26 protein-coding genes are annotated in these 24,332 nt (G+C 70.2%); 20 read left to right on the forward strand and 6 right to left on the reverse strand.

The features are described 5' to 3' along the window. Positions 1-181 precede the first annotated feature (181 nt). The 10 genes from B842_RS04985 to B842_RS05030 all read left to right on the forward strand — a co-directional run bounded on the left by B842_RS04985 (position 182) and on the right by B842_RS05030 (position 9,897). Positions 182-760, forward strand: a complete 579-nt coding sequence (locus tag B842_RS04985) for a hypothetical protein (RefSeq protein WP_156119443.1) — start codon at positions 182-184, stop codon at positions 758-760. Positions 761-899: 139 nt separating this feature from the next. Beyond that, on the forward strand, positions 900-2,813 hold the full coding sequence (typA, locus tag B842_RS04990; protein ID WP_040085508.1) for a translational GTPase TypA: 1,914 nt from the start codon (positions 900-902) through the stop codon (positions 2,811-2,813). 1 nt (position 2,814) lies between these two features. Next, the gene (locus tag B842_RS04995) at positions 2,815-4,005 is read left to right on the forward strand and encodes an MFS transporter (RefSeq protein WP_040085509.1); all 1,191 of its coding nucleotides are present in this window, start codon (positions 2,815-2,817) and stop codon (positions 4,003-4,005) included. An 8-nt stretch (positions 4,006-4,013) separates the two neighbouring features. Further along, a complete protein-coding gene (locus B842_RS05000; protein ID WP_245631350.1) occupies positions 4,014-5,624 on the forward strand; it encodes an ABC transporter family substrate-binding protein in 1,611 nt (536 codons plus the stop codon). Next, entirely contained in the window at positions 5,621-6,532 is a 912-nt protein-coding gene (gene mshB, locus B842_RS05005; RefSeq protein ID WP_040085510.1) for an N-acetyl-1-D-myo-inositol-2-amino-2-deoxy-alpha-D-glucopyranoside deacetylase, read from the forward strand. Before B842_RS05000 ends, mshB begins: the two co-directional genes overlap by 4 nt. Next, positions 6,529-6,927 carry a hypothetical protein gene (locus B842_RS05010; RefSeq protein ID WP_052437761.1) on the forward strand — a complete coding sequence of 133 codons (399 nt, stop codon included), beginning with the start codon at positions 6,529-6,531 and terminating at the stop codon, positions 6,925-6,927. Before mshB ends, B842_RS05010 begins: the two co-directional genes overlap by 4 nt. Before the next feature lie 56 nt (positions 6,928-6,983). Further along, a complete protein-coding gene (gene fdxA, locus B842_RS05015; RefSeq protein ID WP_040085512.1) occupies positions 6,984-7,307 on the forward strand; it encodes a ferredoxin in 324 nt (107 codons plus the stop codon). 3 nt (positions 7,308-7,310) lie between these two features. Next, positions 7,311-8,423: a succinyldiaminopimelate transaminase gene (gene dapC / locus B842_RS05020; protein ID WP_040085514.1), complete on the forward strand. Its 1,113-nt coding sequence runs from the start codon at positions 7,311-7,313 to the stop codon at positions 8,421-8,423. Continuing rightward, positions 8,416-9,255, forward strand: coding sequence for a pseudouridine synthase (locus B842_RS05025; RefSeq protein ID WP_082028382.1), 840 nt, complete (start codon positions 8,416-8,418; stop codon positions 9,253-9,255). Before dapC ends, B842_RS05025 begins: the two co-directional genes overlap by 8 nt. Positions 9,256-9,381: 126 nt before the next feature. Then, positions 9,382-9,897, forward strand: a complete 516-nt coding sequence (locus B842_RS05030; protein WP_052437762.1) for a GtrA family protein — start codon at positions 9,382-9,384, stop codon at positions 9,895-9,897. 6 nt (positions 9,898-9,903) lie between these two features. Here B842_RS05030 and dapD read toward each other — a convergent pair whose 3' ends face one another. From dapD to B842_RS05045, 3 genes are all read right to left on the reverse strand, one after another. After that, a complete protein-coding gene (gene dapD, locus B842_RS05035; RefSeq protein WP_040087352.1) occupies positions 9,904-10,857 on the reverse strand; it encodes a 2,3,4,5-tetrahydropyridine-2,6-dicarboxylate N-succinyltransferase in 954 nt (317 codons plus the stop codon). Then, positions 10,854-12,251 (reverse strand): amino acid permease, encoded by a 1,398-nt coding sequence (locus B842_RS05040; RefSeq protein ID WP_052437763.1) that lies wholly within the window; start codon positions 12,249-12,251, stop codon positions 10,854-10,856. Before B842_RS05040 ends, dapD begins: the two co-directional genes overlap by 4 nt. 66 nt (positions 12,252-12,317) lie before the next feature. After that, entirely contained in the window at positions 12,318-13,247 is a 930-nt protein-coding gene (locus B842_RS05045) for a DapH/DapD/GlmU-related protein (protein ID WP_040085516.1), read from the reverse strand. Between the two features lie 66 nt (positions 13,248-13,313). On the opposite strand from B842_RS05045, the gene dapE reads away from it, so the two are divergent. Genes dapE through B842_RS05075 form a run of 7 tightly spaced genes read left to right on the forward strand, consistent with a single transcriptional unit; the run spans position 13,314 to position 18,255 of the window. Next, positions 13,314-14,390: a succinyl-diaminopimelate desuccinylase gene (gene dapE / locus B842_RS05050; protein WP_040085518.1), complete on the forward strand. Its 1,077-nt coding sequence runs from the start codon at positions 13,314-13,316 to the stop codon at positions 14,388-14,390. A 39-nt stretch (positions 14,391-14,429) separates the two neighbouring features. Next, the gene (locus B842_RS05055; protein ID WP_052437764.1) at positions 14,430-15,266 is read left to right on the forward strand and encodes an LOG family protein; all 837 of its coding nucleotides are present in this window, start codon (positions 14,430-14,432) and stop codon (positions 15,264-15,266) included. Positions 15,267-15,301: 35 nt separating this feature from the next. Further along, positions 15,302-16,114, forward strand: a complete 813-nt coding sequence (gene folP, locus B842_RS05060; RefSeq protein WP_040085519.1) for a dihydropteroate synthase — start codon at positions 15,302-15,304, stop codon at positions 16,112-16,114. Continuing rightward, positions 16,111-16,851 carry a glucosyl-3-phosphoglycerate synthase gene (locus B842_RS05065; protein WP_040085520.1) on the forward strand — a complete coding sequence of 247 codons (741 nt, stop codon included), beginning with the start codon at positions 16,111-16,113 and terminating at the stop codon, positions 16,849-16,851. Before folP ends, B842_RS05065 begins: the two co-directional genes overlap by 4 nt. Positions 16,852-16,853: 2 nt before the next feature. After that, the gene (locus tag B842_RS05070; protein WP_040085521.1) at positions 16,854-17,147 is read left to right on the forward strand and encodes a hypothetical protein; all 294 of its coding nucleotides are present in this window, start codon (positions 16,854-16,856) and stop codon (positions 17,145-17,147) included. Between the two features lie 43 nt (positions 17,148-17,190). Then, complete coding sequence (locus tag B842_RS13420) at positions 17,191-17,361, forward strand: DUF3117 domain-containing protein (protein WP_082028383.1); 171 nt, start codon at positions 17,191-17,193, stop codon at positions 17,359-17,361. Between the two features lie 27 nt (positions 17,362-17,388). Further along, positions 17,389-18,255 carry a methyltransferase domain-containing protein gene (locus B842_RS05075; protein ID WP_040087355.1) on the forward strand — a complete coding sequence of 289 codons (867 nt, stop codon included), beginning with the start codon at positions 17,389-17,391 and terminating at the stop codon, positions 18,253-18,255. Positions 18,256-18,273: 18 nt separating this feature from the next. Here B842_RS05075 and B842_RS05080 read toward each other — a convergent pair whose 3' ends face one another. Both B842_RS05080 and glgA read right to left on the reverse strand, forming a co-directional pair. After that, entirely contained in the window at positions 18,274-19,683 is a 1,410-nt protein-coding gene (locus B842_RS05080) for a GH32 C-terminal domain-containing protein (protein WP_040085522.1), read from the reverse strand. A 14-nt stretch (positions 19,684-19,697) separates the two neighbouring features. Then, complete coding sequence (gene glgA / locus B842_RS05085; RefSeq protein ID WP_040085523.1) at positions 19,698-20,870, reverse strand: glycogen synthase; 1,173 nt, start codon at positions 20,868-20,870, stop codon at positions 19,698-19,700. Between the two features lie 214 nt (positions 20,871-21,084). On the opposite strand from glgA, the gene glgC reads away from it, so the two are divergent. Further along, the gene (gene glgC, locus B842_RS05090) at positions 21,085-22,302 is read left to right on the forward strand and encodes a glucose-1-phosphate adenylyltransferase (protein ID WP_040085524.1); all 1,218 of its coding nucleotides are present in this window, start codon (positions 21,085-21,087) and stop codon (positions 22,300-22,302) included. A gap of 85 nt (positions 22,303-22,387) precedes the next feature. Here glgC and B842_RS05095 read toward each other — a convergent pair whose 3' ends face one another. Next, positions 22,388-23,035 (reverse strand): O-methyltransferase, encoded by a 648-nt coding sequence (locus tag B842_RS05095; protein WP_040085525.1) that lies wholly within the window; start codon positions 23,033-23,035, stop codon positions 22,388-22,390. A gap of 151 nt (positions 23,036-23,186) precedes the next feature. Here B842_RS05095 and sigE point away from each other — a divergent pair, with 151 nt between their 5' ends. Both sigE and B842_RS14060 read left to right on the forward strand, forming a co-directional pair. Beyond that, positions 23,187-23,822, forward strand: a complete 636-nt coding sequence (gene sigE, locus B842_RS05100; protein ID WP_040085526.1) for an RNA polymerase sigma factor SigE — start codon at positions 23,187-23,189, stop codon at positions 23,820-23,822. A gap of 48 nt (positions 23,823-23,870) precedes the next feature. Continuing rightward, complete coding sequence (locus tag B842_RS14060) at positions 23,871-24,299, forward strand: anti-sigma factor family protein (RefSeq protein ID WP_281178830.1); 429 nt, start codon at positions 23,871-23,873, stop codon at positions 24,297-24,299. Positions 24,300-24,332: the final 33 nt, after the last annotated feature.

Raw genomic sequence — 24,332 nt, forward strand, 5'->3', positions numbered from 1 at the left:
TGCGGCGCGTCAGTCACAAACGCAACTTGGGTAACGGTAGTTTCGATACCCAACAATATTCACTTGCGTGATGGATTCAACCGGAATGGAGAAAACCCGGTCACTCCTAGTGTCGCTCGTCGAGATTGTTTCGTTACATTTGTCCGGAAAGCCATCGTGAACTGCGGGGTAGCGTGGGGGCATGGTGAGGGTGACGCGGACAGGCCGGGCAGGCACGGTCCTCGCGGGGGTGGTCGTGCTGACGGGTGTCGCGGCGGGCGCGTGCGGCAACCTCGTCGACACGAGCAACTACGACACACGTGGCGGCCTGGCCCTCGGGATGAACGGGGCCGGCGAGATCATCGCCCACGTCGAGGCCTGCCAGTTCCGGGTGGATGAGGTGCGTGTCGTCCAGGGCCGCGAACTGCTCGGGGGTGAGCCGAATCCGCGGCTCGGGCTCCTGGTCACCGATCAGCCGCAGACCGGCAGATTCGAGGTCAACCTCAGCAACCCCCGGGCACCCTGGCGGGCGGAGCAGCCGCTCACGGAGCCGCCGGACCCGGAGCACATCGTCATCGTCGACGCCATGCCGGACGGCTCGACCTCCCCGAAGATCGAAGGCATCAGGCAGGAATCGGCGTCGCGGGTGGAGCTGGAGGCGCTGGCGCCGGGTGAGGTCATCGTCAGCGAGTGGAACCCGGACGCCGGCCCCTCCGAGAGTCCTCTGCGCAATGTCAGGATCCGGCTGGAGGACTTCCACCCGGAGTGCCCGGCGGAGTGAGCGTCGGCCCGTGTTCCGCGACACTCGATAGTGCAATACCCCCTGAATGCGAGTATCGTCAAGGGCTGTTCACCACCGCCGCCGCCGTCTCCCCAGTGCAGACCGTGGCCGCGACCCTTTCTATAGGAGCAGCCCACTCGTGTCCCATCCTGAGTTCCGCAACGTCGCCATCGTCGCCCACGTCGACCATGGCAAGACCACCCTCGTCAACTCCATGCTGGAGCAGTCCGGAGTGTTCGACGACCACGGTGGCGTCACCGACCGCGTGATGGACTCCGGCGACCTCGAGCGCGAGAAGGGCATCACCATCCTGGCCAAGAACACCGCCGTGCGCCGCAAGGGTGCCGGCAAGGACGGCCGTGACCTCATCGTCAACGTCATCGACACCCCGGGTCACGCCGACTTCGGTGGCGAGGTCGAGCGTGCCCTGTCCATGGTCGACGGTGTCGTCCTGCTCGTCGACGCCGCCGAGGGCCCGCTCCCGCAGACCCGCTTCGTCCTCGGCAAGGCCCTGGCCGCCAAGATGCCCGTGATCATCCTGGTCAACAAGACCGACCGCCCGGACGCCCGCATCGACGAGGTCGTCGAGCAGGCACAGGACCTCCTCCTCGAGCTCGCCTCCACGCTGGAGGACCCGGAGGCCGCCGAGGCCGCCGAGCAGCTGCTCGACCTGCCGGTCCTCTACGCCTCCGGCCGCCACGGCAAGGCCTCCACCGAGAACCCGGGCAACGGCAACCCGCCGGAGGCCGAGGACCTGCAGGCCCTCTTCGACGTCATCTACGAGGTCCTGCCGGAGCCCTCCGCCGAGATCGACGCCCCGCTGCAGGCGCACGTGACCAACCTGGACTCCTCCTCCTTCCTGGGCCGCATCGGCCTGGTCCGCATCCACGCGGGCACCCTGCAGAAGGGCCAGCAGGTCGCCTGGATCCACTACGACGACGAGGGCAACCCGCACACCAAGACCGTGCGCATCGCCGAGCTGCTGCGCACCGTCGGCACCGAGCGTGTCCCCGCGGAGGGCGAGGTCGTCGCCGGTGACATCGCCGCCATCTCCGGCATCGACGAGATCATGATCGGTGACACCCTGGCCGACCCGGAGAACCCGGTCGCGCTGCCGCGCATCACCGTCGACGAGCCCGCCATCTCCATGACCATCGGCGTGAACACCTCCCCGATGGCCGGCCGCGGCGGCGGCGACAAGCTCACCGCCCGCATGGTCAAGGCCCGCCTGGACCAGGAGCTCATCGGCAACGTGTCCCTGCGCGTCCTGCCGACCGAGCGTCCCGACGCCTGGGAGGTCCAGGGCCGCGGCGAGATGGCCCTGTCCGTCCTCGTCGAGACGATGCGTCGCGAGGGCTTCGAGCTGACCGTCGGCAAGCCGCAGGTGGTCACCCAGGTCATCGACGGCGTCGTCCACGAGCCCTACGAGCGCATGGTCATCGACGTCCCCTCCGAGCACCAGGGTGCCGTCACCCAGCTCATGGCCGCCCGCAAGGGCCAGATGGTGTCCATGGACACCGGCTCCGGCGACTGGGTCCGCATCGAGTTCGACGTCCCGGCCCGTGGCCTCATCGGCTTCCGCACCACCTTCATGACCGAGACCCGCGGCACCGGCATCGCCAACTCCTACGCCATCGAGCAGCGCCCGTGGGCCGGCGAGATCAAGGACCGCGCGACCGGCTCCCTGGTCGCCGACCGCTCCGGCCAGATCACCGCCTACGCCCTGCAGCAGCTGGCGGACCGCGGCAACTTCTTCGTCGAGCCTGGCACCGACGCCTACGAGGGCATGGTCGTCGGCGCGAACAACCGCGACGAGGACATGGACATCAACATCACCCGTGAGAAGAAGCTGACGAACATGCGTGCCGCCTCCGCGGACACCACCGTCACCCTCGCCAAGGCGCACGTCCTCTCCCTCGACGAGGCCATGGAGTTCTGTGGCCAGGACGAGTGCGTCGAGGTCACCCCGGAGATCCTCCGGGTGCGCAAGGTCATCCTCAACGCCACCGAGCGTGCCCGCGCCCGCTCCCGTGAGAAGGCCCTCAACAAGTAGGGTGGCCTCTCCCGCCAGTCACCGCAGCCCCGTTGGTGTCGCACTGCTCTTCGCGACCAACGGGGCTGTGTTTTCGTCCGTCCTGCCCTGGTACCCCACCCTCAAGGACCAGTGGGGCCTCGGGGACCTGACCTTCGGCACGATCGTCGCGGCCTTCGCCGCCGGCTCACTGCTGTCGACGGTCCTGCCCTCCCTGGCGGTCAACCGCTACGGTCCGCGGCGTGTCGTCTGGTGGGGCACCGTCGCCGTCGCGCTGCTCGTCGCCGCCGTCGGCTGGTCCTCCTCGGGGCTCATGCTCGCGGCGCTGCTGCTGGGCATCGGGCTTCTCGACGCCATCGTCGACGTCTCCCAGAACGTCGCCGGGGTGCGCGTCGAGGCCCGCCTCGGGCGCTCCATCCTCTCGTCGATGCACGCCTGCTGGTCGCTCGGCGCGGTGGCCGGCGGGGTCGGCGGCACCTACGCGGCGAGCACGGGCACGGACATCCGCCTCCACCTCGCCATCGTCGCCGCCGCCGTCATCGCGGTGGTCACCCTCGGTGAGTGGCTGACGGGGCCGCTGCCGCCGGACCCGGCGGAGACGACGGAGGGGGACCACGGGGGCGTCGGCACGCGGGGGAGCATCCTGCGGCTCATGTGGATCACCCTGCCCGTGGCCCTGGTGGCCACGTCGGGCACAAGCATCGAGGACATCGCCAACAACTGGGCCGGGCTGGCCTCCGTCGAGCTCGCGGGGGTGGCGCTCGGGCAGGCCGGCGTGGCCTTCACCGTCGTGCTCGCCGCGCAGACCGTCGGGCGTTTCACCGGCGACCGCCTCATCGACCACTTCGGGCGCGTCGCCGTTGCGCGGACCGGTGGCGTGCTCATCGCGCTCGGTGGCGTCCTCGTCGTCGCCGCGGCCACCCCGTGGCTGCTCTACCTCGGCTTCGCCCTGGCCGGTTTCGGCTGCGCGACCCTCGTGCCCAGCGCCTTCGCGGCGGCCGCGACCCTGCCCGGCGTCAGCGAGGGCGCGGGCGTCACGGCCGTGAGCTGGCTGATGCGCATCGGTTTCCTCGCCACCAGCCCGGTCCTCGGCGCGCTCTCCGACGCGACGGATCTGCGCTGGGCGCTGCTGCTGCTCGTGGTGGCCGGAGCGGTGGTCGTCGTGCTCGCCCCGGCGCTGCGGGACCAGCCCCGCAGCGGGGCTGGTACATAATCATCAGTGTGAAAGCCCGCCTGTTACCCGCCCTCCTGCTGACGCTCGCCGTCTCCCTCACCGCCTGCGCCGCCAACCCCGGGCCGCCGCCGGTCGAGGACCCGGAGCCGGTGACCAGCACCTCGGCGGTGGAACCCACGCAGACCACCACGCCCGTCTCGCGGGCGGACAAGGTCATCACCGTCGGCGTCGACCCGCTGCCCGCCGGGTTCCACCCGCACCTGCTGGCCCACGAGTCGCACCTGACCCGTTCGCTGGCGCAGCTGGTGCTCCCCAGCGCCTTCCACGGTGGGGCGATGAACGCGGACCTGCTGGAGTCGGCGTCGCAGGTGGAGCCGGTCCCCGGGGTGGCGCAGACCATCAGCTACGTCATCTCCCCGGCGGCCCAGTGGTCGGACGGCACGCCCATCACGGGCGCGGACTTCCGGTACCTGTGGCAGGGGATGACGAACACGCCGGGTGTGAGCAACCCCGCCGGCTACCAGGCGATCAGTGAGATCCGCACGAGCGCCGACGGCCGCACCGTCGACGTCGACCTGCACACCTTCGTCTCCGACTGGCGTTCCCTCTTCAACCACCTCGTTCCCAGCCACCTGCTGCAGAACGACGTCTCCCGCTTCGCGACGGCCCTGTCCGACGGCATCCCCGCCTCCGGCGGCCGCTACATGGTGCGGGCCGTCGACCGTGCGCGCGGCATCGTCACCCTCCACCGCAACGACCGTTTCTGGGGTGCGGACCCGGCGGAGACCGACCGCGTCATCTTCCGCGAGGTCCGCGGCGTCACCCAGGGCGTCGAGCAGCTGCGCTCCGGGCAGATCGACTTCCTCGACACCATCCCCACCGAGACCTCCGTCGACTCCTACCGGCTCATGCGTGACACCCAGGTGCGCCTCGTCGACCAGCCCCGCGAGCTGACCCTCACCCTGTCGACGACGTCCGCGCTGCTGGCGGAGCAGCCGGTGCGCGCCGAACTGCACTCGCTTCTCGACGTCCCTCTCATCGCCCGCCTCGCCGCCGGACGGTCCGCCGAACTGCCCGTCCCGGGGCATCTCGACGCCCGCGGCCTCGACGAGGGGGCGCCCGCGCTCCTGCCGGGCCTGACGGGGGAGGAGGGCCGCCCGCTGCGCATCGGCGTCGACCCGACCGACGACTCCGCCCTGTCGGCCGCCCGCACCATCGTGGACCTGCTCTCCCACTTCGAGGTCCGCGCCGAGATGGTCACCGCCGACCTGCGGGCCCTCACCGCCGAGCACCTGCCGGCCGGGGACGACGGTGGAGTGGACGCCGTCATCGCGTGGCAGCACACCGGCGGCGCCTCCCTCGGGCTGGCAGGCCGCTGGCTGTGCCCGCCCGCCCCCGACAGCCCGCGCGCGGGCAACCTGTCCGGCTACTGCGCGGAGGACACCCAGACGATGGCGGAGGCCCTCATCACCGGTGAGGCCACCGTCGCGGAGGGGGAGGCGTTCTTCGCGGCGGTCAACGACCGGGAACACGTCGTCGTCCCGCTGCTGGGGGAACGTCGGGTGCTGGTCCTGGGCGCGGGTATCGTTGGTCCGGACCCGGATCTTGAGAACTGGACCGCCGGCATTTCGACGGTCGCGAGCTGGAGGAAGCAATGACGACCCGTGATCTGGTCGGCTACCGCGTGGTGGCCGTCCATGCACACCCCGACGACGAGGCCATCACCACCGGTGGCTCCCTCTTCGACCTGGCGCGCCGGGGTGCCGACGTCCTCGTCGTCACCTGCACCCTCGGTGAGGAGGGCGAGGTCATCGGCGCCCCGTTCGCGCACCTGACCAACGACCACGCCGACCAGCTCGGCGGCTTCCGCATCGGGGAACTCACCCGGGCCCTGGAGATCCTCGGGGTGCGCGGCCGCTTCCTCGGCGGGGCGGGCCGGTTCCGTGACTCCGGCATGGCCGGCAGCCCGGCGCACGAGAACCCCCGGGCCTTCGTCAACTCCGGCGACGAGGCCGTCGAGCTGCTCACCCGCATCCTCGAGGCGGAGCGCCCCCACCTGCTCATCACCTACGGGCCCGACGGCGGCTACGGCCACCCCGACCACATTCGGGCCCACGAGATCACCCACGCCGCCGCCGGGCGCGTCACCGTCCCCCGCATCCTGTGGACCGTGAGCTCCCTGCCGGAGACCCGGGAGGGCGTCGACCGGATCACGCAGGTCCCGGAGGGCTGGACTCTGCCGCCGCAGGAGTACCTGGAGAACGCGGGCGTCGAGAAGCACGACCTCGTGGTCACCCTCGACGACGCCGCCCTGGCCGCCAAGCGGGAGGCCATGCGCGCGCACGCGACGCAGATCTGGTTCGCGGACGGGTCCGTGTCCGCCACCAACCCGCGCGCCGCGTGGGGGCAGGGCGCGCACCCCGTGTGGGCGCTGTCCAACCTGTACGCCCAGCCGCTGCTGGGCCGCGAGCACTACCAGCTCGGCGCCGGCAGCCTCCCGGAGGCGGACCTGCTCGGCGGACCCGGACTGCTCGACGGTCTCGCCCGAGACGGAGAGCCCGCATGAGCACGCAGCAGGGGTTCGTGCGCACCGACTTCAGCCGCGGCGAGGCCGTCGGCGGGTTGATCTGGCTGTCGGTGGCGGCGCTCATCTCGGTGCTTCTCGAGGTCGTCTACCTGGGCACCTGGGTGACGCTGCCCGGCGGCGCCCGTCTGGCCGTGCCGTACACCATCGTGCTGGCGTTCCTGTTCAACATGGTGCTCACCCGCACCGCCCGGCTGTGGAGCCCCCAGCAGATCGTCGCCGCGATCCCCCTGTACGTGTGGCTGGCCGGATACCTCGCCCTGATGATGGGGGTCGTGGTGACGGGGGACCAGCTCATCGGCAGTAATATTCGGAGTGTTCTGCTTCTTTTCGCAGGTCTGGCCGGAGGCGTCTGGCCGCTCGTGCGGGGGAAGTGACATACTAGGTTGCATTATCTGCTGATTTCCAGGTTCTAAAGGAGTGCCCGACACCCATGACCTACATCATTGCCCAGCCCTGCGTGGACGTTCTCGACCGCTCCTGCGTCGAGGAGTGCCCGGTCGACTGCATCTACGAGGGCAAGCGGATGCTGTACATCCACCCCGACGAGTGCGTCGACTGCGGTGCCTGCGAGCCGGCCTGCCCGGTCGAGGCCATCTTCTACGAGGACGACGTCCCGGAGGAGTGGGACGACTACTACAACGCCAACGTCGCCTTTTTCGATGACCTGGGCTCCCCCGGCGGTGCCGCCAAGACCGGCCCCGTCGACAAGGACCACCCCTTCGTCGCCGCCCTGCCGCCGCAGAACCAGGAGTAGCCGGTGGCCCGCTCGTCCCTGGGCGCCCGTCTGCCCGACTTCCCCTGGGACACCCTCGACGCCGCGAAGGCGACCGCCGAGGCGCACCCGGACGGGATCGTGAACCTGTCCGTCGGCACCCCCGTCGACCCGGTCGCGCCGGGCATCCAGCTGGCCCTCGCGGCGGCCGCCGCGGAACCCGGCTACCCGCAGACCGCGGGCACCCCGGAGCTGCGGGAGGCGATCGCGGCCTCGCTGGAGCGCCGCCACAACATGAGGGGCCTGACCCGCGACGCCGTGCTGCCGGTCGTGGGCACCAAGGAGGCCATCGCGCTGCTGCCCACGCTGCTGGGCATCCGTGAGGGCTTCGTGGTCATCCCCGAGGTCGCGTACCCCACCTACGAGGTGGCGGCGCTGCTGGCCTCCAACCGGGTGCTGCGCGCCGACTCTCTGCTGCGGATCGGCCCGGAGAAGCCCGACCTGCTGTTCCTCAACTCGCCGTCCAACCCGACGGGCAAGGTCCTCGGCGTCGAGCACCTGCGCAAGGTCGTCGGCTGGGCACGGGAGCGCGGCGTCATCGTCGCCTCCGACGAGTGCTACATCGGACTCGGCTGGGACGACGAGAAGGAGCCCGTCTCCATCCTCGACCCGCGTGTCTGCGACGGCGACCACACCGGCCTCATCGCCATCCACTCGCTGTCGAAGAGCTCCAACCTGGCGTCCTACCGCGCCGGTTTCCTCGCCGGTGACCGCGCGCTCATCTCCGAGCTCCTCGAGGTGCGCAAGCACCTCGGCCTCATGGTGCCCGGCCCGGTCCAGGAGGCCATGCTCGTCGCCCTCGCGGACGACGACCAGGAGGCCGGTCAGCGTGTCCTCTACGGTCGCCGTCGCGCGGTGCTCATGCGGGCGCTTCTCGACGCCGGGTTCACCGTCGACGACTCCGAGGCCGGCCTCTACCTGTGGGCCACCCGCGGCGAGCACTGTCGCGACACCGTCGACTGGCTGGCGGAGCGGGGCATCCTCGTCGCCCCCGGCGACTTCTACGGCCCCCGCGGCGAGCAGTACGTCCGCGTGGCGCTGACCGGCACGGACGAGCGCATCGCCGCCGCCGCGGCCCGCCTCACCACCGGTGTGTAGCGCCCCGGTCCCCGCGCGGGAGGGCATCTCCCCGCAGCGGGTCGTGCTGCGCGACGTCGTCCCCGCGGACCGGGAGTACTGGGCCGGTGCCGCCGGCGACGCCCCCTTCCCCTTCGGCACGCCCCTGGTGGCGGGGGCGACGCTGGACCGCCCACAGCCCGCGTGGTTCCACCCTGACGTCCCGCCCGAGCCGGAGATCCCCTTCCGGCACACCGTGCTCTTCGCGGACGAGGACCTCATCGTGGTGGACAAGCCGGGCTTCGTGCCGTCGACGAGCAACGGACGCATCGTCCGCGAGACGGTGCAGACCCGCCTCCGCGTCGAGTTCGGTGAGGACGAGATCGTGCCCCTGCACCGCCTCGACCGGCTGACCTCCGGGGTGCTCGTGTGCTCGCGGCGCGCCGCGACGCGGGGCTCCTACCAGCGGCTGTTCCAGGAACGGGCCGTCGAGAAGCTCTACGTGGCGCGCGTGGACGGGCCTGTGACCGTGGGGCCGGAGTGGGAGCCCGTGGCACTGCCGATGCGCAAGGAACGGGGCGCCCGGCAGGTGACGGTGGGGGAGGGCGGCACGGAGACGCTGACGTGGCTGCGCGCGGTGGGGCCCGACACCGTGGAGGTGCGGCCCGTCACCGGGCACACGCACCAGATCCGCGTCGTGCTCAACCACCTGGGCATGCCGATCATGGGCGACGACACCTACCCCGTGGACCGGGGGCTCGCACTCTACGACTACAGCTCGCCGCTGGCGCTGCGGGCCGTGGCGGTGGCCTTCGACGATCCGCACCGCGGTAGTCGCCGGGTCTTCCGCGTCGGTGGGGCAGGCGGGTTGTAGGCTGGAGGACTGAGCAGCACCCACCCACCAGAAAGAGGTTCCGTGAGTTCCCCAGGCACACGGGGCAGGTCTGACAACCGGTCCAGGGCACTGGCCCGCATCCAGAACAACGCCCGCCAGTTCCTCATGTTCGGCCTCGTCGGTGGTTCCGGCACCATCGTGAACCTGCTGGTCAGCGTCGCGTCCAAGAAGATCGCCGGCTGGACCGCGGGCGTGTCCGAGTACGACGTGTTCCTGCCGCTGGTGGGCACGGACTTCAACATCCGCTGGTTCAACATCTTCATGACGATCGCCTTCCTCGTCGCGAACACGTGGAACTACCAGCTCAACCGCAGCTGGACCTTCCGGGGCCTGCCGCAGCGCACGTGGTGGCGCGGCTTCTTCCCGTTCCTGCTCACCGGCATCGGGGCGTTCCTGGTCAGCCAGGTCGTCGCGACGCTGCTGATGAACCCGCTGTCACCGATCGCGCTGTCCCCGGAGATCTTCGACGACTCCAGCGGCCTGCGCACCAAGTTCTACTGGGCCACCGCGATCTCCATCGTCGTGGCGATGCCCGTGAACTTCCTGGTGAACAAGCTGTGGGCGTTCCGGAAGCCGCGCCGGAAGGGCACGCGCGTGGTGCTGGACCAGCAGCCCCGGTAGCCTGCGTTACCCGAGGTCGACGGCGCGGCCCGAGCTGGGCGTCGCCTCCACGGCACCGGTGAGGGAGTTGCGGCGGTACATCACGCCGCTCACACCGGAGAGCTCGGACGCCTTGATGCGGTGGCCGTTGTCGGCGTCGATGCTGCGGGCCACGGAGTCCCACACCGTCACCTTCGTGCCGGAGGTGACGTAGAGGCCGGCCTCCACGACGCAGTCGTCGCCGAGGGAGATGCCGATGCCGGAGTTCGCGCCCAGGAGGCAGCGGCGGCCGATCGAGATGACCTCCCCGGAGCCGCCCGCCAGGGTGCTCATGACGGAGGCGCCGCCGCCGATGGCGGTGCCGCCGTCCACGACGACGCCCGTGGAGAGGCGCCCCTCCACCAGTGAGGCGCCGAGGGTGCCGGCGTTGTAGTTCACGAAGCCCTCGTGCATCACCGTGGTGCCCTCCGCGAGATAGGCACCGAGGCGGACGCGGTCAGCGTCGGCGATGCGCACGCCGGCGGGGACGACGTAGTCGACCATGCGGGGGAACCTGTCCACCGAGAGGACCGTCACCGGGCCGCGGGCGCTGAGGCGGCCGCGGATCATCTGGAAGTCGGCGACGGGGCAGGGCCCGTAGTTCGTCCACACGACGTTGGTCAGCAGCTCCTGCGCACCCTCCAGGTTCACCTCGTGGGGGCGGACCAGACGGTGGGAGAGGAGATGCAGACGCAGGTACACGTCGTACGCGTCGACGGGGGCGTCGGTGAGCGCACCGACCGTGGTGGTCACGGCGACCCGGGCGACGCCGCGGTCCTCGTCCGGGCCGACCAGGGCGGCGAACTGCTGCGGGGTCTGCTCGAGGCGGACCGTGCCGCCCTCGAGGGGGTCCTCCGACAGGCGGGGGGCGGGGAACCAGACGTCCAGGACGGTTCCGTCGTAGGTGATGGTCGCGAGTCCGCGCGCGATGGCTGAAGTCATGGCCGTGACGATACCCGACCCCGGGCCCATCTCGTCAGGTGTGCGAGCCCCACCAGCACCACGACCACCACCAGGACGGAGAGGACCTGGGAACGCGCGGGGGCGTCGAAGAGCATGAGCACCACGAGGCCCCACAGCGCGAGCATCGTGGCCCAGCCGAGCCACGGCCAGCCCCACATGCGGACCGTCGAGATCTCGCCGCGCTCCTCGAGCTGCGGGTGCAGGCGCAGGTAGCTGGCGGTGATCATGATCCAGATGACGATGAGGCAGCCACCCACCGCGTTGAGCAGGAAGGTGAGCAGGCCCGCCGGGTTCCAGTACTGCAGACCCACCGACGCGAAGGCGAAGAGCATCGACAGGACCACCGCGTTGATCGGGACGTTCTCCCGGTTGGTCACGGCGAAGATGCGCGGCGCATCCCGGTCGAGCGCCAGCGAGTGCACCAGCCGCGACGTGCCGTAGATCTGCGCGTTGAACGCGGAGAGCAGCGCCAGGACGATGACGGCCTCCATGAAGCCGACGACGCCGGGGATGTTCGCCATCGCCAGCACCGCGGTGAAGGGGGAGTCGGCGGCGGTCTCCGCGCCGCCGAGCTGGTCGTAGGGGAGCAGCAGCGTGATCACCAGGACCGAACCGATGTAGAACACCGCGATACGCCAGATCACCGACCGCACGGCCACCGCGATCGCCGACTGAGGGTTCTCCGACTCGGCCGCCGCGATGGTGACCAGCTCGATGCCGCCGAACGCGAAGGCCACCGCCAGCAGACCCGCCGCCAGCCCCGGCCAGCCGTTGGGCATGAAACCGTGCTCGCCGAGGAAGGTGCCCAGGCCCACCGGCGTGGAGCCCGGCAGCCACCCGAGGACCAGGGACAGTCCGACGGCGAGGAAGGCGATGATCACCGCGACCTTGATGAACGCGAACCAGAACTCGAACTCACCGAAGCCGCGGACCTGCGCGAAGTTCACCACCGCGAAGAACACGACGGACACCAGCGCCGGGATCCACGGGTCCACCCCGAACCAGGAGCCCATGATGGCGGCGGCGCCGGTCATCTCTGCGCCCATCACCATGATGAGCATGAACCAGTACAGCCAGCCGAGGGTGAATCCGGCCCAGTGGCCGAACGCCTGCTTGCTGTACGTGGAGAAGGAGCCGGAGGAGGGGCGGGCGGCGGCCATCTCGCCGAGCATCTCCATGACGAGCACGACGACGATGCCGGCCGCCAGGTAGGCGAGCAGGACGGCGGGGCCGGCGGCGCGGATGCCGACGCCGGTGCCGAGGAACAGTCCCGCACCGATCGCGGAGCCCAGTCCCATCATGGTGAGGTGGCGGGTCTTCAGTCCCGTTCCGAGGCGGGTTTTCTCGACAGGTTGATCCAGACTTGTGGTCATACCTGTCGAGAATAATGCCCGGGGCAGGTGCCCCCGCGCTCAGCCCCTGCGTGGGCGGGGCCGGGATCAGTGCCAGATGCGGCGCAGCACCGGCTCCGGGTGGCCGACCTCGCGGCGCACCGACCAGTTGGACTGGCCGTTGAGGGTGGAGGCGGCGACGTGGCGCTCGGCGTCGGCGTCCCAGACCTGGGTGTCGGCCTCGAGGACGATGTTCGCGCCGAGGGTGCAGTTGTCGCCGATGGTCAGGCCGATGATGCCGGAGGAGACCCCGAAGGTGCAGTTCGCGCCGATGGTGATCGGGTCGCGCAGGCCGTCGGAGCGGCGGCGCGCCATGATCGTGGAGGACAGGCCGACGTCGGTGCCCTCGCCGATGACGGTGGAGGAGGAGAGTCGGCCCTCGATGCGGGCGGCGCCGAGGGAACCGGAGTTGAAGGAGACGTAGCCCTCGCGCAGCACACGGGTGCCGGGGGCGAGGTAGGCGCCGAGGCGGACACGCTCGGCCTCGGCGATGTTCACGCCGGAGGGCACGACGTAGTCGACCATGCGGGGCAGTTTCTCGATGCCGTACACGTGGATCAGTCCGCGGGAGCGCAGCGCGGTGCGGACGAACTCGAAGTTGTCGGGGGTGCAGGGGCCCTTGTTGGTCCACACGACGGTGGACAGGCGGCGCAGCGAGCCGTCCATGTTGAGCTCGAGGGGACGGATCAGGCGGTGCGAGAGGAGGTGCAGGCGCAGGTAGACGTCGTGCGCGTCGATCGGCAGCGCCTGCAGGTCGGCGATGGTGGTGCGGACGGCGACCTGCTCGACCATGCGGTCCTCGTCGAGCAGCACGAGCTTGAGCATGTTGTCCGGGATGTCGGCGGCGCCGAGGCGCTCGGTGCCGGAGACCAGGTCGGTGCCGTCGACAAGTTCGGGTTCGGGGTACCAGGTGTCCAGAATGGTGCCATCCATGGCGATGTTGGCGATTCCGACCGCGGTTGCTCCCTGAGTTGTCATGTCTCCAGAGTCTACGGCCCTCCGTACCCGTACACACGTTGAGTCGCCGTGGGTACCCTTGGTCAGGTGACCGCACTCGATCTCACCCAGGATCCCGTTGCCCTGACCGCCGCGCTGGTGGACATCCCCAGCCCCTCCCACCAGGAGCGTGCCCTCGCTGATCTGGTGGAGCAGGCGCTTGCCGACGTCCCCTTCGTCCGCGTCCTCCGGAGGGGCAACACCGTCGCCGCCCGGACCGAACGCGGGAGGAGGTCACGGGTCATCCTCGCCGGTCACCTGGACACGGTGCCCATCGCCGACAACGTCCCCCACCGCCTCGAGGACGGCGTCATGTACGGCTGCGGCACCGTCGACATGAAGTCGGGGCTGGCGGTGTACCTGCACCTGTTCGCCACCCTTGCCGCCGACCCGGACCTGGCCTACGACCTCACGCTCATCGCCTACGAGTGCGAGGAGGTCGACAGCCAGTACAACGGGCTGGGCCACTTGGCGGTCAGTGACCCGGAGTGGCTCGACGGGGAGCTGGCCCTGCTCGGGGAGCCCTCCGGCGCGATCATCGAGGCCGGCTGCCAGGGCACCCTCCGCGTGCGGGTGACCACCCGCGGCCAACGTGCCCACTCCGCCCGGGGGTGGCTCGGCGACAACGCCGCCCACCGGCTCGCCCCGGCGATCCAGAAGGTCGCCGAGTGGCAGGGCCGCGAGGTCGACATCGACGGCCTGGTCTACCGGGAGGGCCTCAACGTGGTGAAGCTGGAGAGCTACGTCGCGACCAACATCATCCCGGACGAGGCGTATGCGCTGGTGAACTACCGTTTCGCGCCGGACCTGACGGCGGAGGAGGCGTTCGGGCGCGTCGAGAGGCACCTCGCGGGTTTCGAGGTGACGCTGGAGGACGCCGTCGCCGGGGCGCTGCCCGGCCTGGAGAAGCCCGCCGCGGCGGCGCTGATCCGGACGGTGGGGGAGGTGCGGGCGAAGTACGGGTGGACCGACGTCGCGCGTTTCGCCGGTCTGGGGATCGCCGCCGTGAACTTCGGGCCGGGCGACCCCGCCTTCGCCCACCGGAAGGACGAGCATGTCCCGGTGTCGCAGATCCGGCGGGTGGCGGCGCAGCTGCGTGATTTCCTCACCACCCGCCCCACCTGATCCGGCAGGCGCATCAGGAACGCGCTAGGTTTGAGGACTATGGCTCCGAACATCACACCCGATCCCGACAAGGCCCGGATGCTGCGCGGCCCCATGCTGCTGCGCACTGACGGGGCGAAGAAGTCCACCTACGACCAGCGACTGCTGGAACTCGGGTCGGACCACGACTGGCTGCATGCGGACCCGTGGCGCATCCTGCGCATCCAGGGTGAGTTCGTCTCCGGTTTCGACGCCCTGGCCTCCATGCCGAAGGCCGTCACCGTCTTCGGTTCCGCCCGCATCCCGGAGGGGCACCCCTGGTACCAGCAGGGTTGTGACCTCGGTAAGGCGCTCGTGGCGGCCGACTACGCCGTCATCACCGGCGGTGGCCCCGGCCTCATGGAGGCCCCGAACCGGGGTGCCCATGAGTCGGACGGCCTGTCCGTCGGCCTGGGCATCGAGCTCCCGCACGAGCAGCACCTCAACAAGTGGGTCGACCTCGGTCTGAACTTCCGCTACTTCTTCGCCCGCAAGACCATGTTCCTCAAGTACTCGCAGGCGTTCATCTGTCTGCCGGGTGGTTTCGGCACCCTCGACGAGCTCTTCGAGGTGCTGTGCATGGTGCAGACGGGCAAGGTGACCAACTACCCGATCGTGCTGCTGGGCACCGAGTTCTGGGGTGGTCTCATCGACTGGATCCGCGAGCGTCTCGCGGCCGAGGGACTCATCTCCCCGCAGGACATGGACCTGTTCCTCGTCACCGACTCCGTCGAGGAGGCCGTGCAGCACATCGTCGACGCACACGGCGTCATGACCGACGAGCGGCTGGCCAACGCCACCCAGGTCGACGAGTACACCCCTGTCCACGAGGTTCTCGAGCAGGCCGACCGCCGCTGACGTCTTCCGTGAACAGTCCTGCTTTGCCGGCGGTGATGGCGATCGTCAACCGCACCCCGGACTCCTTCTACGACCGGGGCGCCACCTTCGCCGACGAGGCCGCGCTGCGCCGCTGCGACGAGGTCATCGCCCAGGGGGCGACGATCGTCGACATCGGCGGCGTCAAGGCCGGCCCCGGGTCGCCTGTCGACGTCGCCGAGGAACTCGACCGCGTCATCCCCGTCATCGCGGCCGTCGCGCAGCGTCACCCGGACGTGCTGATCTCCGTGGACACGTGGCGGGCCTCGGTGGCCGACGAGGCCATCCGCGCCGGTGCCGGCCTGGTCAACGACACGTGGGCCGGGTACGACCCGGAGCTCGTCGAGGTCGCCGGTCAGCACCGCGTCGGCTACGTCTGCTCGCACACCGGCGGGGTCGAGCCCCGCACGAGGCCGCACCGCGTGCGTTTCGACGACGTCGTGGCCGACGTCATCGCCGAGACCACCCGCCTGGCCGAACGCGCCGTCAGCTGTGGTGTGCCGGAGGAGAGGATCTTCCTCGACCCGACGCACGACTTCGGCAAGAACACCTTCCACGGACTCGAGCTGCTGCGTCGTGTCGACGAGATCGTCGCCACCGGGTGGCCCGTCCTCATGGCCCTGAGCAACAAGGACTTCGTCGGTGAGACCGTCGACCGGCCGGTGGGGGAGCGCATCCCCGGCACCCTGGCCGCCACCGCCTGGGCCGCCGCCCGCGGGGTCGCGGCCTTCCGCGCCCACGAGGTTGCCGAGACCGTCGACGTCATCCGCATGACCGCCGCCATCGCGGGCACCGCGGCCCCGCTCAACACGATCCGGGGTCTCGCGTGAGGGTCTCGGTGGTCATCCCGGCGCTCAACGAGGAGGCCACCGTCGCCGGGGTCATCGCCGCCGTGCGGGCCGACGACCCCCACGAGATCCTCGTCATCGACGCCGACTCCTCCGACGCCACCGCCCGCGAGGCGCGGGACGCCGGTGCGACGGTGCTCAACTGGCGGGAGATCCTCCCGCACATCCCCACCCGCCCCGGCAAGGGGGAGTCCCTGTGGCGGGGCGTGGCTGCCGCGACGGGCGACGTCGTCGTCTTCGTCGACGCCGATCTGCGTCAGCCCGCGCCGGGCATGGTCCGGGCGTTGTCCGCCCCCTTCTCCGACCCGGGCGTCCATCTGGTCAAGGCCGATTACCGACGCACCTTCCGCGGGGAACCCACCGGAGGCGGCCGTGTGACAGAACTCACGGCCAAGCCCCTGCTGCGTGCCCTGTTCCCCGAACTGGGGCACATCAACCAGCCCCTGGCCGGCGAGTACGCCCTCCGCCGCGCCACCGCCCTCGAGCTGCCCTTCACCGCCGGCTACGGCGTCGAGGCGGGACTGCTTGTCGACGTCGCCCGCCGCCACGGCCCCGACGCCGTCACGCAGGTCGACCTGGGGGTGCGCCGCCACCGTAACCGCCCTCTCGCCGAGCTGGGCCCGATGGCCGATGTCGTGGCCCGCACCCTCCTGGACAGGGCGGGAGTGGCCGGGAACGGGGACGTCGACAAGCGGGAGCCCCTGGCGGGTATCCTCTAGCCATGCTCTCCTGGTTGCTGCTCATTGTCCTGCTGGCCGCGTTCGTGGTGCTCGGTGTCTGGTTCTGGGGCAGCGTCTTCGGGCGCGGTGAACTCCTCGAACCGCTCGATCCGCAGGAGACGCTGGAGGCGAACCGGCACGCCGTGGGCGCCGGGAGGATCGATGACGTCCAGTTCGAACTGGTGCCGCGGGGCTACCGCCCGGAGCAGGTCGACGACGTGATTGCGCACCTCACCTGGCGTCTCAATGAGGCGGAGGAACAGCTGTCCCGGCTCTCTCCGGAGAAAATTGACTAAACTGGTCAGGGTAGATCATCCGAGTAGAAGGAGCCAACTCACTATGGCAGCTATGAAGCCGCGTACCGGCAACGGACCCATGGAAGCAGTGGAGGAGAGCCGGAAGATCGTCATGCGCATCCCGTCCGACGGTGGCGGACGCCTCGTTGTGGAACTGAGCAAGGAGGAGGCCGCCGAGCTCGGCGCGCTGCTCACCGCAGCGGCTGAAGGCTAGCCAGTACCCGGGGGTATGCTCGACAGCATGCTCTCAGACATCATCGACGTGCTCGCTGATCCCGCCGACGGCACCGCCCTGTCCGGCGCGGACGACTTCGCCCGCCTCGTCTCCGAGTCCGGCCACTCCTACGACGTGGCCCGGCAGGGGTACGTGACCCTGGCCGCAGGCGCAGGCCTGCGCCACCAGGGCGACAGCATGGAGATGGTCCTCGCCCGCGAGACATTCCTGTCCCGCGGGCATTTCGCCCCCTTCGTGGAGGCCGTCACCGGCGGCGTGCACGACGCCCTCGACGAGGCCGGGGTGCCCGAGAACGCACGGCCCGTCATCGCCGAGATCGGCGCCGGCACCGGCTACTACCTCGCCCACACCCTTGACGACGTCGACGGGGCCCGCGGCGTCGGCATGGACATCTCCGTGCACGCCGCGAAGCGGCTCGCCTCCTGCCACCCGCGGGTCGGTGCCGTGGTCGCCGACGTGTGGGAGCGTCTGCCCATGCGCGACCGTTCCATCGACGTGATCACCGTCGTCTTCGCCCCGCGCAACGCCGCCGAGTTCGCCCGCGTTCTCACCGAGGACGGGCAGGCGGTGTTCCTCACCGCCGACCGCGGTCACCTGGCGGAGCTGCGTGAGCCGCTGGGCATCCTCGACGTCGAGGACGGCAAGATCGACCGCCTCATCGAGCAGGCAGCAGGCCACCTCACCCCCGTGCGTGAGCCCGAGCTCATCGAGTTCCCCATGACCCTGGACAAGGAGTCCATCGCCGCGCAGATCGGCATGAGCCCCTCCGCCCGGCACATCGAGCCGGAGGAGCTGGGCCGCCGTATCGCGCAGCTGCCGGAGACCCTGACCGTCACCGGCCGGGCCCACCTCATCCGCATGGGGCGGGCCTGAGCCGGACCTGCGCCGGACCTAGACGGAGCCGGGGCCGCGGCTCCAGTACTGCTCGATGACCGCGTCGCCGTCGAGCTCGACGCGGATCTCCCGGCAGCCGCCCTCGACGTAGACGCGGCTGGCCATCGTGACGGCACCGCCGTCGGCGAAGACCTCCAGCGTGGAGCCGTCGACGAAGATCGACAGGGAGTCGGTGTCGCCCTGCGCCAGTGCAGCGGAGGCGACCGGGTCATCGGCGTGGTGGGGGTTCATCGACCGGTCGACGCGCAGCGTGTCACCGGCGTGGGTGACGGTGGCGGCGGTGTTGCCCGCGGCGTCGATGAGCGTCGCCGTGAGGGAGCTCCCGGTCGGGATCTCGCACAGCCCGGTCCACGAACGGGCGCGGTCGGAGCGGCTGATGGCGTCGGGCAGTCCCGCCGGCGGGGTCTGGAACACCAGCCCGCCCTGCAGGGTGACCACACGCGGGAGTGACAGGGCGTTCGCCCAGCTCTCCTCCTCGAGGGAGAGGTGACGTGCCGGGTCGTCCTGCCGTCCGACGCCGTTGAGCAGTCCGAAGAGGACGGACTGCAGGTAACGCTTCTCCGGCTTCACGGTGCCCGGCGTGACGTTGGTGTTGCGGGGGCGGGTGAAGTCGTGGCCGTGGTCGATGCGCGTGAACGGGGTCCGCACGTCGAAGGTGGCCTCGCGAAGGGTGCCCACGAGGTAGCCGGAGATGTCGATGCCGTCCTGCTCGAGGGTGATGAGCAGTACGTCGTAGATGTTGCCGTCGACCTCGTCGCGGAGTCGGATGATGCGGGGGCCGACGACGATCGACGCGGCGTCGAAGCCCGGGTCACCGGTGAAGGTGAGCGGGCCGATGAAGTCCCAGGAGCGGCCGTCCGGGCTGGTCAGCACGACCGGCACGGGGGCCTCCCCGGAGCCGGTGACGCACAGCATGAGCCATCCGTCGTGCCCGGCGTGGCGGTCGTCCGCGGACTCCCAGTCCGGGACGACGCAGGGGGAGCGGAAACGCACGTGACCCTCGCGGTCACCGACGACGTCACCCGTGCGGCGGATGCGTTTGTCGACGGCGAACTCGTCGTCCGAGACCGGGCAGGCCTCGTCCAGTTCATCGAGGTGCGCCACCTGGATGGAGGTGCCGGCGGCCGTGACCGACGTGAAGTACAGGTCGAGGCCGGGGCCGGAGGACACGACGGCACCGGCGCGGACGGCGGTCTCACCCCCGGCGGGGACGAGGACGTCGTCGCAGATCTCCCAGTCGAAGGGGCCCTCCACGGAGACGGCGTGCGCCCAGCGGGCGGGTGCGTCCGGGGTGGGCCGGTACTGGTGGAAGAGGTGCCAGGTGTCGCCGTCGAGGAGAACTCCCGCGGGCGCGTCGAGGACCCCCGACTCCGGCGTGACGTGCAGTTCGGGGCGGTGGAAAGTCACTGAGAGCACTGCTCCTATCGCAGGGACTTGTAGATGTCGACGGTCTGCTGGGCGATGGTGGCCCAGGAGAACTCGTTCACGGCACGCTCGCGACCGGCGACGCCGAACTTCTGCGCGCGCTGCTTGTCGGCGACCATGGCGTTGACCTGCTCCGCGATGTCGCGCTCGAAGGCCTCCTCGTCGTTCTCGTCGTAGTGGACGAGGGTGCCGGTCTCACCGTCGACGACGACCTCCGGGATACCGCCCACGTCGGAGGCGACGACGGCGGTGCCGCAGGCCATGGCCTCGAGGTTGACGATGCCGAGCGGCTCGTAGATGGAGGGGCAGACGAAGGTGTCGGCGGCGGTGAGGATCTCCTGGATCCGGTCGCGCTCGAGCATGTTCTGGACCCAGAAGATGCCGTCGCGCTGGGACTGCAGGTCCTCGACGAGGGCGGTGGTGCGGGCGGCGATCTCCGGGGTGTCCGGGGCGCCGGCGCAGAGCACGAGCTGGACACCCTCGTCGAAGTGGGCGGCGGCCTTGACCAGGTGCTCGACACCCTTCTGGCGGGTGATGCGGCCGACGAAGGCGACGATCGGGCGGTCCGGGTCGACCCCGAGCTCGGTGAGCACGGAGTTCTCGTTCTCCTCGAAGGTCGGGCGCGGCTGCCACAGGGTGGTGTCGATGCCGTTGAGCACGACGTGGACGCGGTCGGGCTCGATACGCGGGTACGCCTCGAGGATGGAGTCCTTCATGCGGGCGGAGACGGCGATGACGGCGTCGGCGTACTCCATGGCGTTCTTCTCGGACCAGGAGGAGACCTCGTAGCCGCCGGCCAGCTGTTCCCGCTTCCACGGGCGGTGCGGCTCGAGGGAGTGGGCGGTGGCGACGTGCGGGATGCCGTGCAGCTTGCCCGCGAGGTGGCCGCCGAGTCCGGCGTACCAGGTGTGGGAGTGGACGACGTCGACGTTGTCGGCGGCCTGGGCCATGCGCAGTCCGGTGGACAGCGTCTTGATGGCGGGGTTGGCGTCCTCGAGTGCCGGGTCGACGCCGTGGACGTACACCCCCTCCATGTCACGCGGTGCGCCCATGCAGTGGACATCCACCTCCGTGATCTCGCGCATGAAGCGGGTCAGCTCGGTGACGTGCACACCGGCGCCGCCGTAGATCTCCGGGGGGTACTCTCTGGTCAACATTCCGACTCTCATAGGTTCCCAGCGTAGCGACGCCCCGCCGCCCGTGCAGGGGGCTCCGGGGGTAGTGGGTGCGTGCCGACGGCGGCCGCGGGGGAGGCGACCGGGGGAGTCCCCGGACCCCGGGAACCCCGGATTCGGAGAACAGGGGGAGTGGGGAGGGGAGAGAAACAGGAGTGAATATCATCTTCCCCGGCGAAAACCACTGGGACGACCTAGATTGGGGAGTGTGAAGACTCAGCCGAATGTTCTAGCCATTGTTCTCGCCGGCGGCGAAGGCAAGCGCCTGTTCCCGCTCACCGAAGACCGCGCGAAGCCCGCGGTGCCCTTCGGCGGCAGTTACCGCCTCATCGACTTCGTTCTCTCGAACCTGGTCAATGCCGGTTACCTCAAGATCGCGGTGCTGACCCAGTACAAGTCGCACTCGCTCGACCGCCACATCTCCCAGGCCTGGTCGCTGCACGGCCCGGTGTCGCAGTACATCGCCTCCGTCCCGGCGCAGCAGCGTCGCGGCAAGCGCTGGTTCACCGGTTCCGCTGACGCGATCGTCCAGTCCATCAACCTCATCTACGACGAGAAGCCCGACTACGTCATCGTCTTCGGCGCCGACCACGTCTACCGCATGGACCCGTCCCAGATGGTCGAGGAGCACATCGCCTCGGGCAAGGGCTGCTCCGTCGCCGGCATCCGCGTTCCGCGCAAGGAGGCCACCGCGTTCGGCTGCATCCAGTCCGACGACCAGGGCAACATCACCGAGTTCCTGGAGAAGCCGGCCGACCCGCCGAGCACCCCGGACGATCCGGACGTCACCTACGCCTCGATGGGCAACTACGTGTTCACCACGGACGCCCTGATCCAGGCGCTGCTCGAGGACGAGAAGAACGAGGACTCCGAGCACGACATGGGCGGCGACATCATCCCGTACTTCGTCTCCCGCGGCGACGCCCACGTCTACGACTTCATGGGCAACGAGGTCCCGGGCGCCACCGAGCGTGACAAGGGCTACTGGCGTGACGTCGGTACCATCGACGCCTTCTACGAGGCGCACATGGACCTCATCTCCGTCCACCCGGTGTTCAACCTGTACAACCGTCTGTGGCCGATCCACTCCACCGAGGACGAGAACTTCCCGCCGGCGAAGTTCACCCAGGGCGGTATCGCCCAGTCCTCGATGGTTGCCCCGGGTTCGATCATCTCCGGCGGCACGGTCCGCAACTCGGTGCTCGCGGGTGACGTCCATGTCGCCGAGGGTGCCACTGTCGAGGGTTCCGTCCTGATGCCGGGTGTCCGCATCGGCCGCGGCGCCGTCGTGCGCCACGCCATCCTGGACAAGAACGTCTACGTCCGCGAGGGCGAGATCATCGGCGTCGACCGTGCCCGCGATGAGGCACGCTTCAAGATCTCGGCCGGCGGCGTGGTCGTCGTCGGCAAGAACGAGGTCGTCTAGCGCTCCCGGTCAACGGGCCGCGGGCAGTCAGCTGAGGGACTGCCCGCGGCCCGTTTCTCGCTTTCCGACGCCCGCGGGGTGGCACTCAGCGCCGGGTGATCAGAGTGAGCCCGGCCCCCAGCGGCAGGCGGGTGACGATCGCGCCCTCCAGGGAACGCGCCATCTCGTCGGCCTCGCGGGCGGCGCTGGTGTCGCGGTCGCGGCGGGACTCGTCGGCGAGGGTGGCGTCGAGAAGCGCGTCGGCGAGCACCAGGGTGCCGCCGGGGGTGAGCAGCGGCCAGGCGGCCTGCAGGATGGCGGGCATCTCCACGGGCGCGACCTCGGCGTAGACGAGCTGGTAGGCGCCGGCGGCGAGGCGGCCCATGACGTCGAGCGGACGGGAGGGCAGGAAGCGCACGCGGGAGGGGGCGTAGCCGGCGGCACGGAAGACGTTGCGGGCCTGGGACTGGTGCTCGACCTCGGGGTCGATGCACGTGAGGGTGCCCCTGTCGCCGAGGCCCCGGAGGATGTAGAGCCCCACCACACCGGCGGCGGGGGTCACGGCGACCGCGCCGGTGGAGTTCGACGGGGAGCCCGTGGCGGCGGCGAGGGTGGCCAGGAGCTGGCCGGTCATCTCGTCGGGCACGGTGAGGCCGAACTCGGCGGCGTCGCGGCGTGCGTCGGCGAGCGCCTCCGGGATCTCCGTGGTGGATTCGATGTAGGTGCGCAGTGCGTCATAAGCCGTGTCAGTCACGATTCCCCAGTCTAGGCTGGTCAGGGCGTATTGTGCCGGAACCCCCCGTGATTGTGACTGGTGTGACGAATGGGGGTGGTGGGAGCCGTTCACAGTATGTTGACAGACCACTCTGCAGCCTTCCGCAGTGGTGTGTAGCACAATCATCGGTATGACACGCAACGCAGGACACGACGCCCACACCCAGGACGCCGCGCTCACCGCCCCGGAGGACCTCTCCGGCACCGCTGCCTTCGACGCCGGCCAGGGGGACATGCCCAGCTGGGGTGAACTGGTCGCCGAACACGCCGACAGTGTCTACCGCCTCGCGTTCCGCCTCTCCGGTAACCCGCACGACGCGGAGGACCTCACCCAGGAGACGTTCATGCGTGTGTTCCGCTCCCTCAAGCACTACCAGCCCGGCACCTTCGAGGGCTGGCTGCACCGCATCACCACGAACCTCTTCCTGGACATGGTGCGCCACCGCAACAAGATCCGCATGGAGGCGCTGCCGGAGGACTACGAGCGTGTCCCCGGCACGGACATGACCCCGGAGCAGGCGTACTCCGTGGCCAACCTGGACCCGGCCCTGCAGGCCGCGCTGGACCAGCTCAGCCCCGACTTCCGTGTCGCCGTCGTCCTCTGTGACGTGGTCGGCATGTCCTACGACGAGATCGCCGACACTCTCGGCGTGAAGATGGGCACCGTCCGTTCCCGCATCCACCGCGGTCGGACCCAGCTGCGGGCCAGCCTCGAGGCCGCCGCACAGAAGGACGAGGGCGCGCAGCTCCTCCTGCGGACCCGCTGACCCTGCGAGGGGGTATTCTGGCGGAGAAGAGGAGGTAGACACACCGCGATGAGCCGCCCCAACCTGCCGCGCATGCCCCGCATGCCGAAGATGACCCGCCCGGCACGCGCACGCGCGACGCGTCGACCCCGTGAGTTCGCCTCCGTCGAGCACCTCAGCCCCGAGGCCGTGGCCGCCTTCGTGGACGGCGAACTCACCGACCTGGCCTGCCACCGCGCCCGCGTGCACCTCGTGCACTGCGCCGAGTGCCGCGCCGAGATCGAGCGCCAGCGCGGCGCCTCCGAGTGGCTGCGCGGCTCCAACATCGGGGAGGACGTCCGGGCCCCGCACGAGCTGCTCGCCCGGCTGGCCGGCATCGCGTCCGCGCCACCCCGCTCCGGCCCCGACGCGGAGTCGACCCCGACGCCCGTGCCCGAGGGCCTGCTGGACAAGATGGAGATGATCCTGCGGGCGGTCAAGCGTAACCAGGGCCACTAGCCGCACGGCGGTGGCGTGGTGTGACTAAGGTGG

Origin of the sequence: Corynebacterium humireducens NBRC 106098 = DSM 45392 (genome assembly GCF_000819445.1) — a bacterium.
In the GTDB taxonomy this organism is placed as follows: Bacteria; Actinomycetota; Actinomycetes; order Mycobacteriales; family Mycobacteriaceae; genus Corynebacterium; species Corynebacterium humireducens.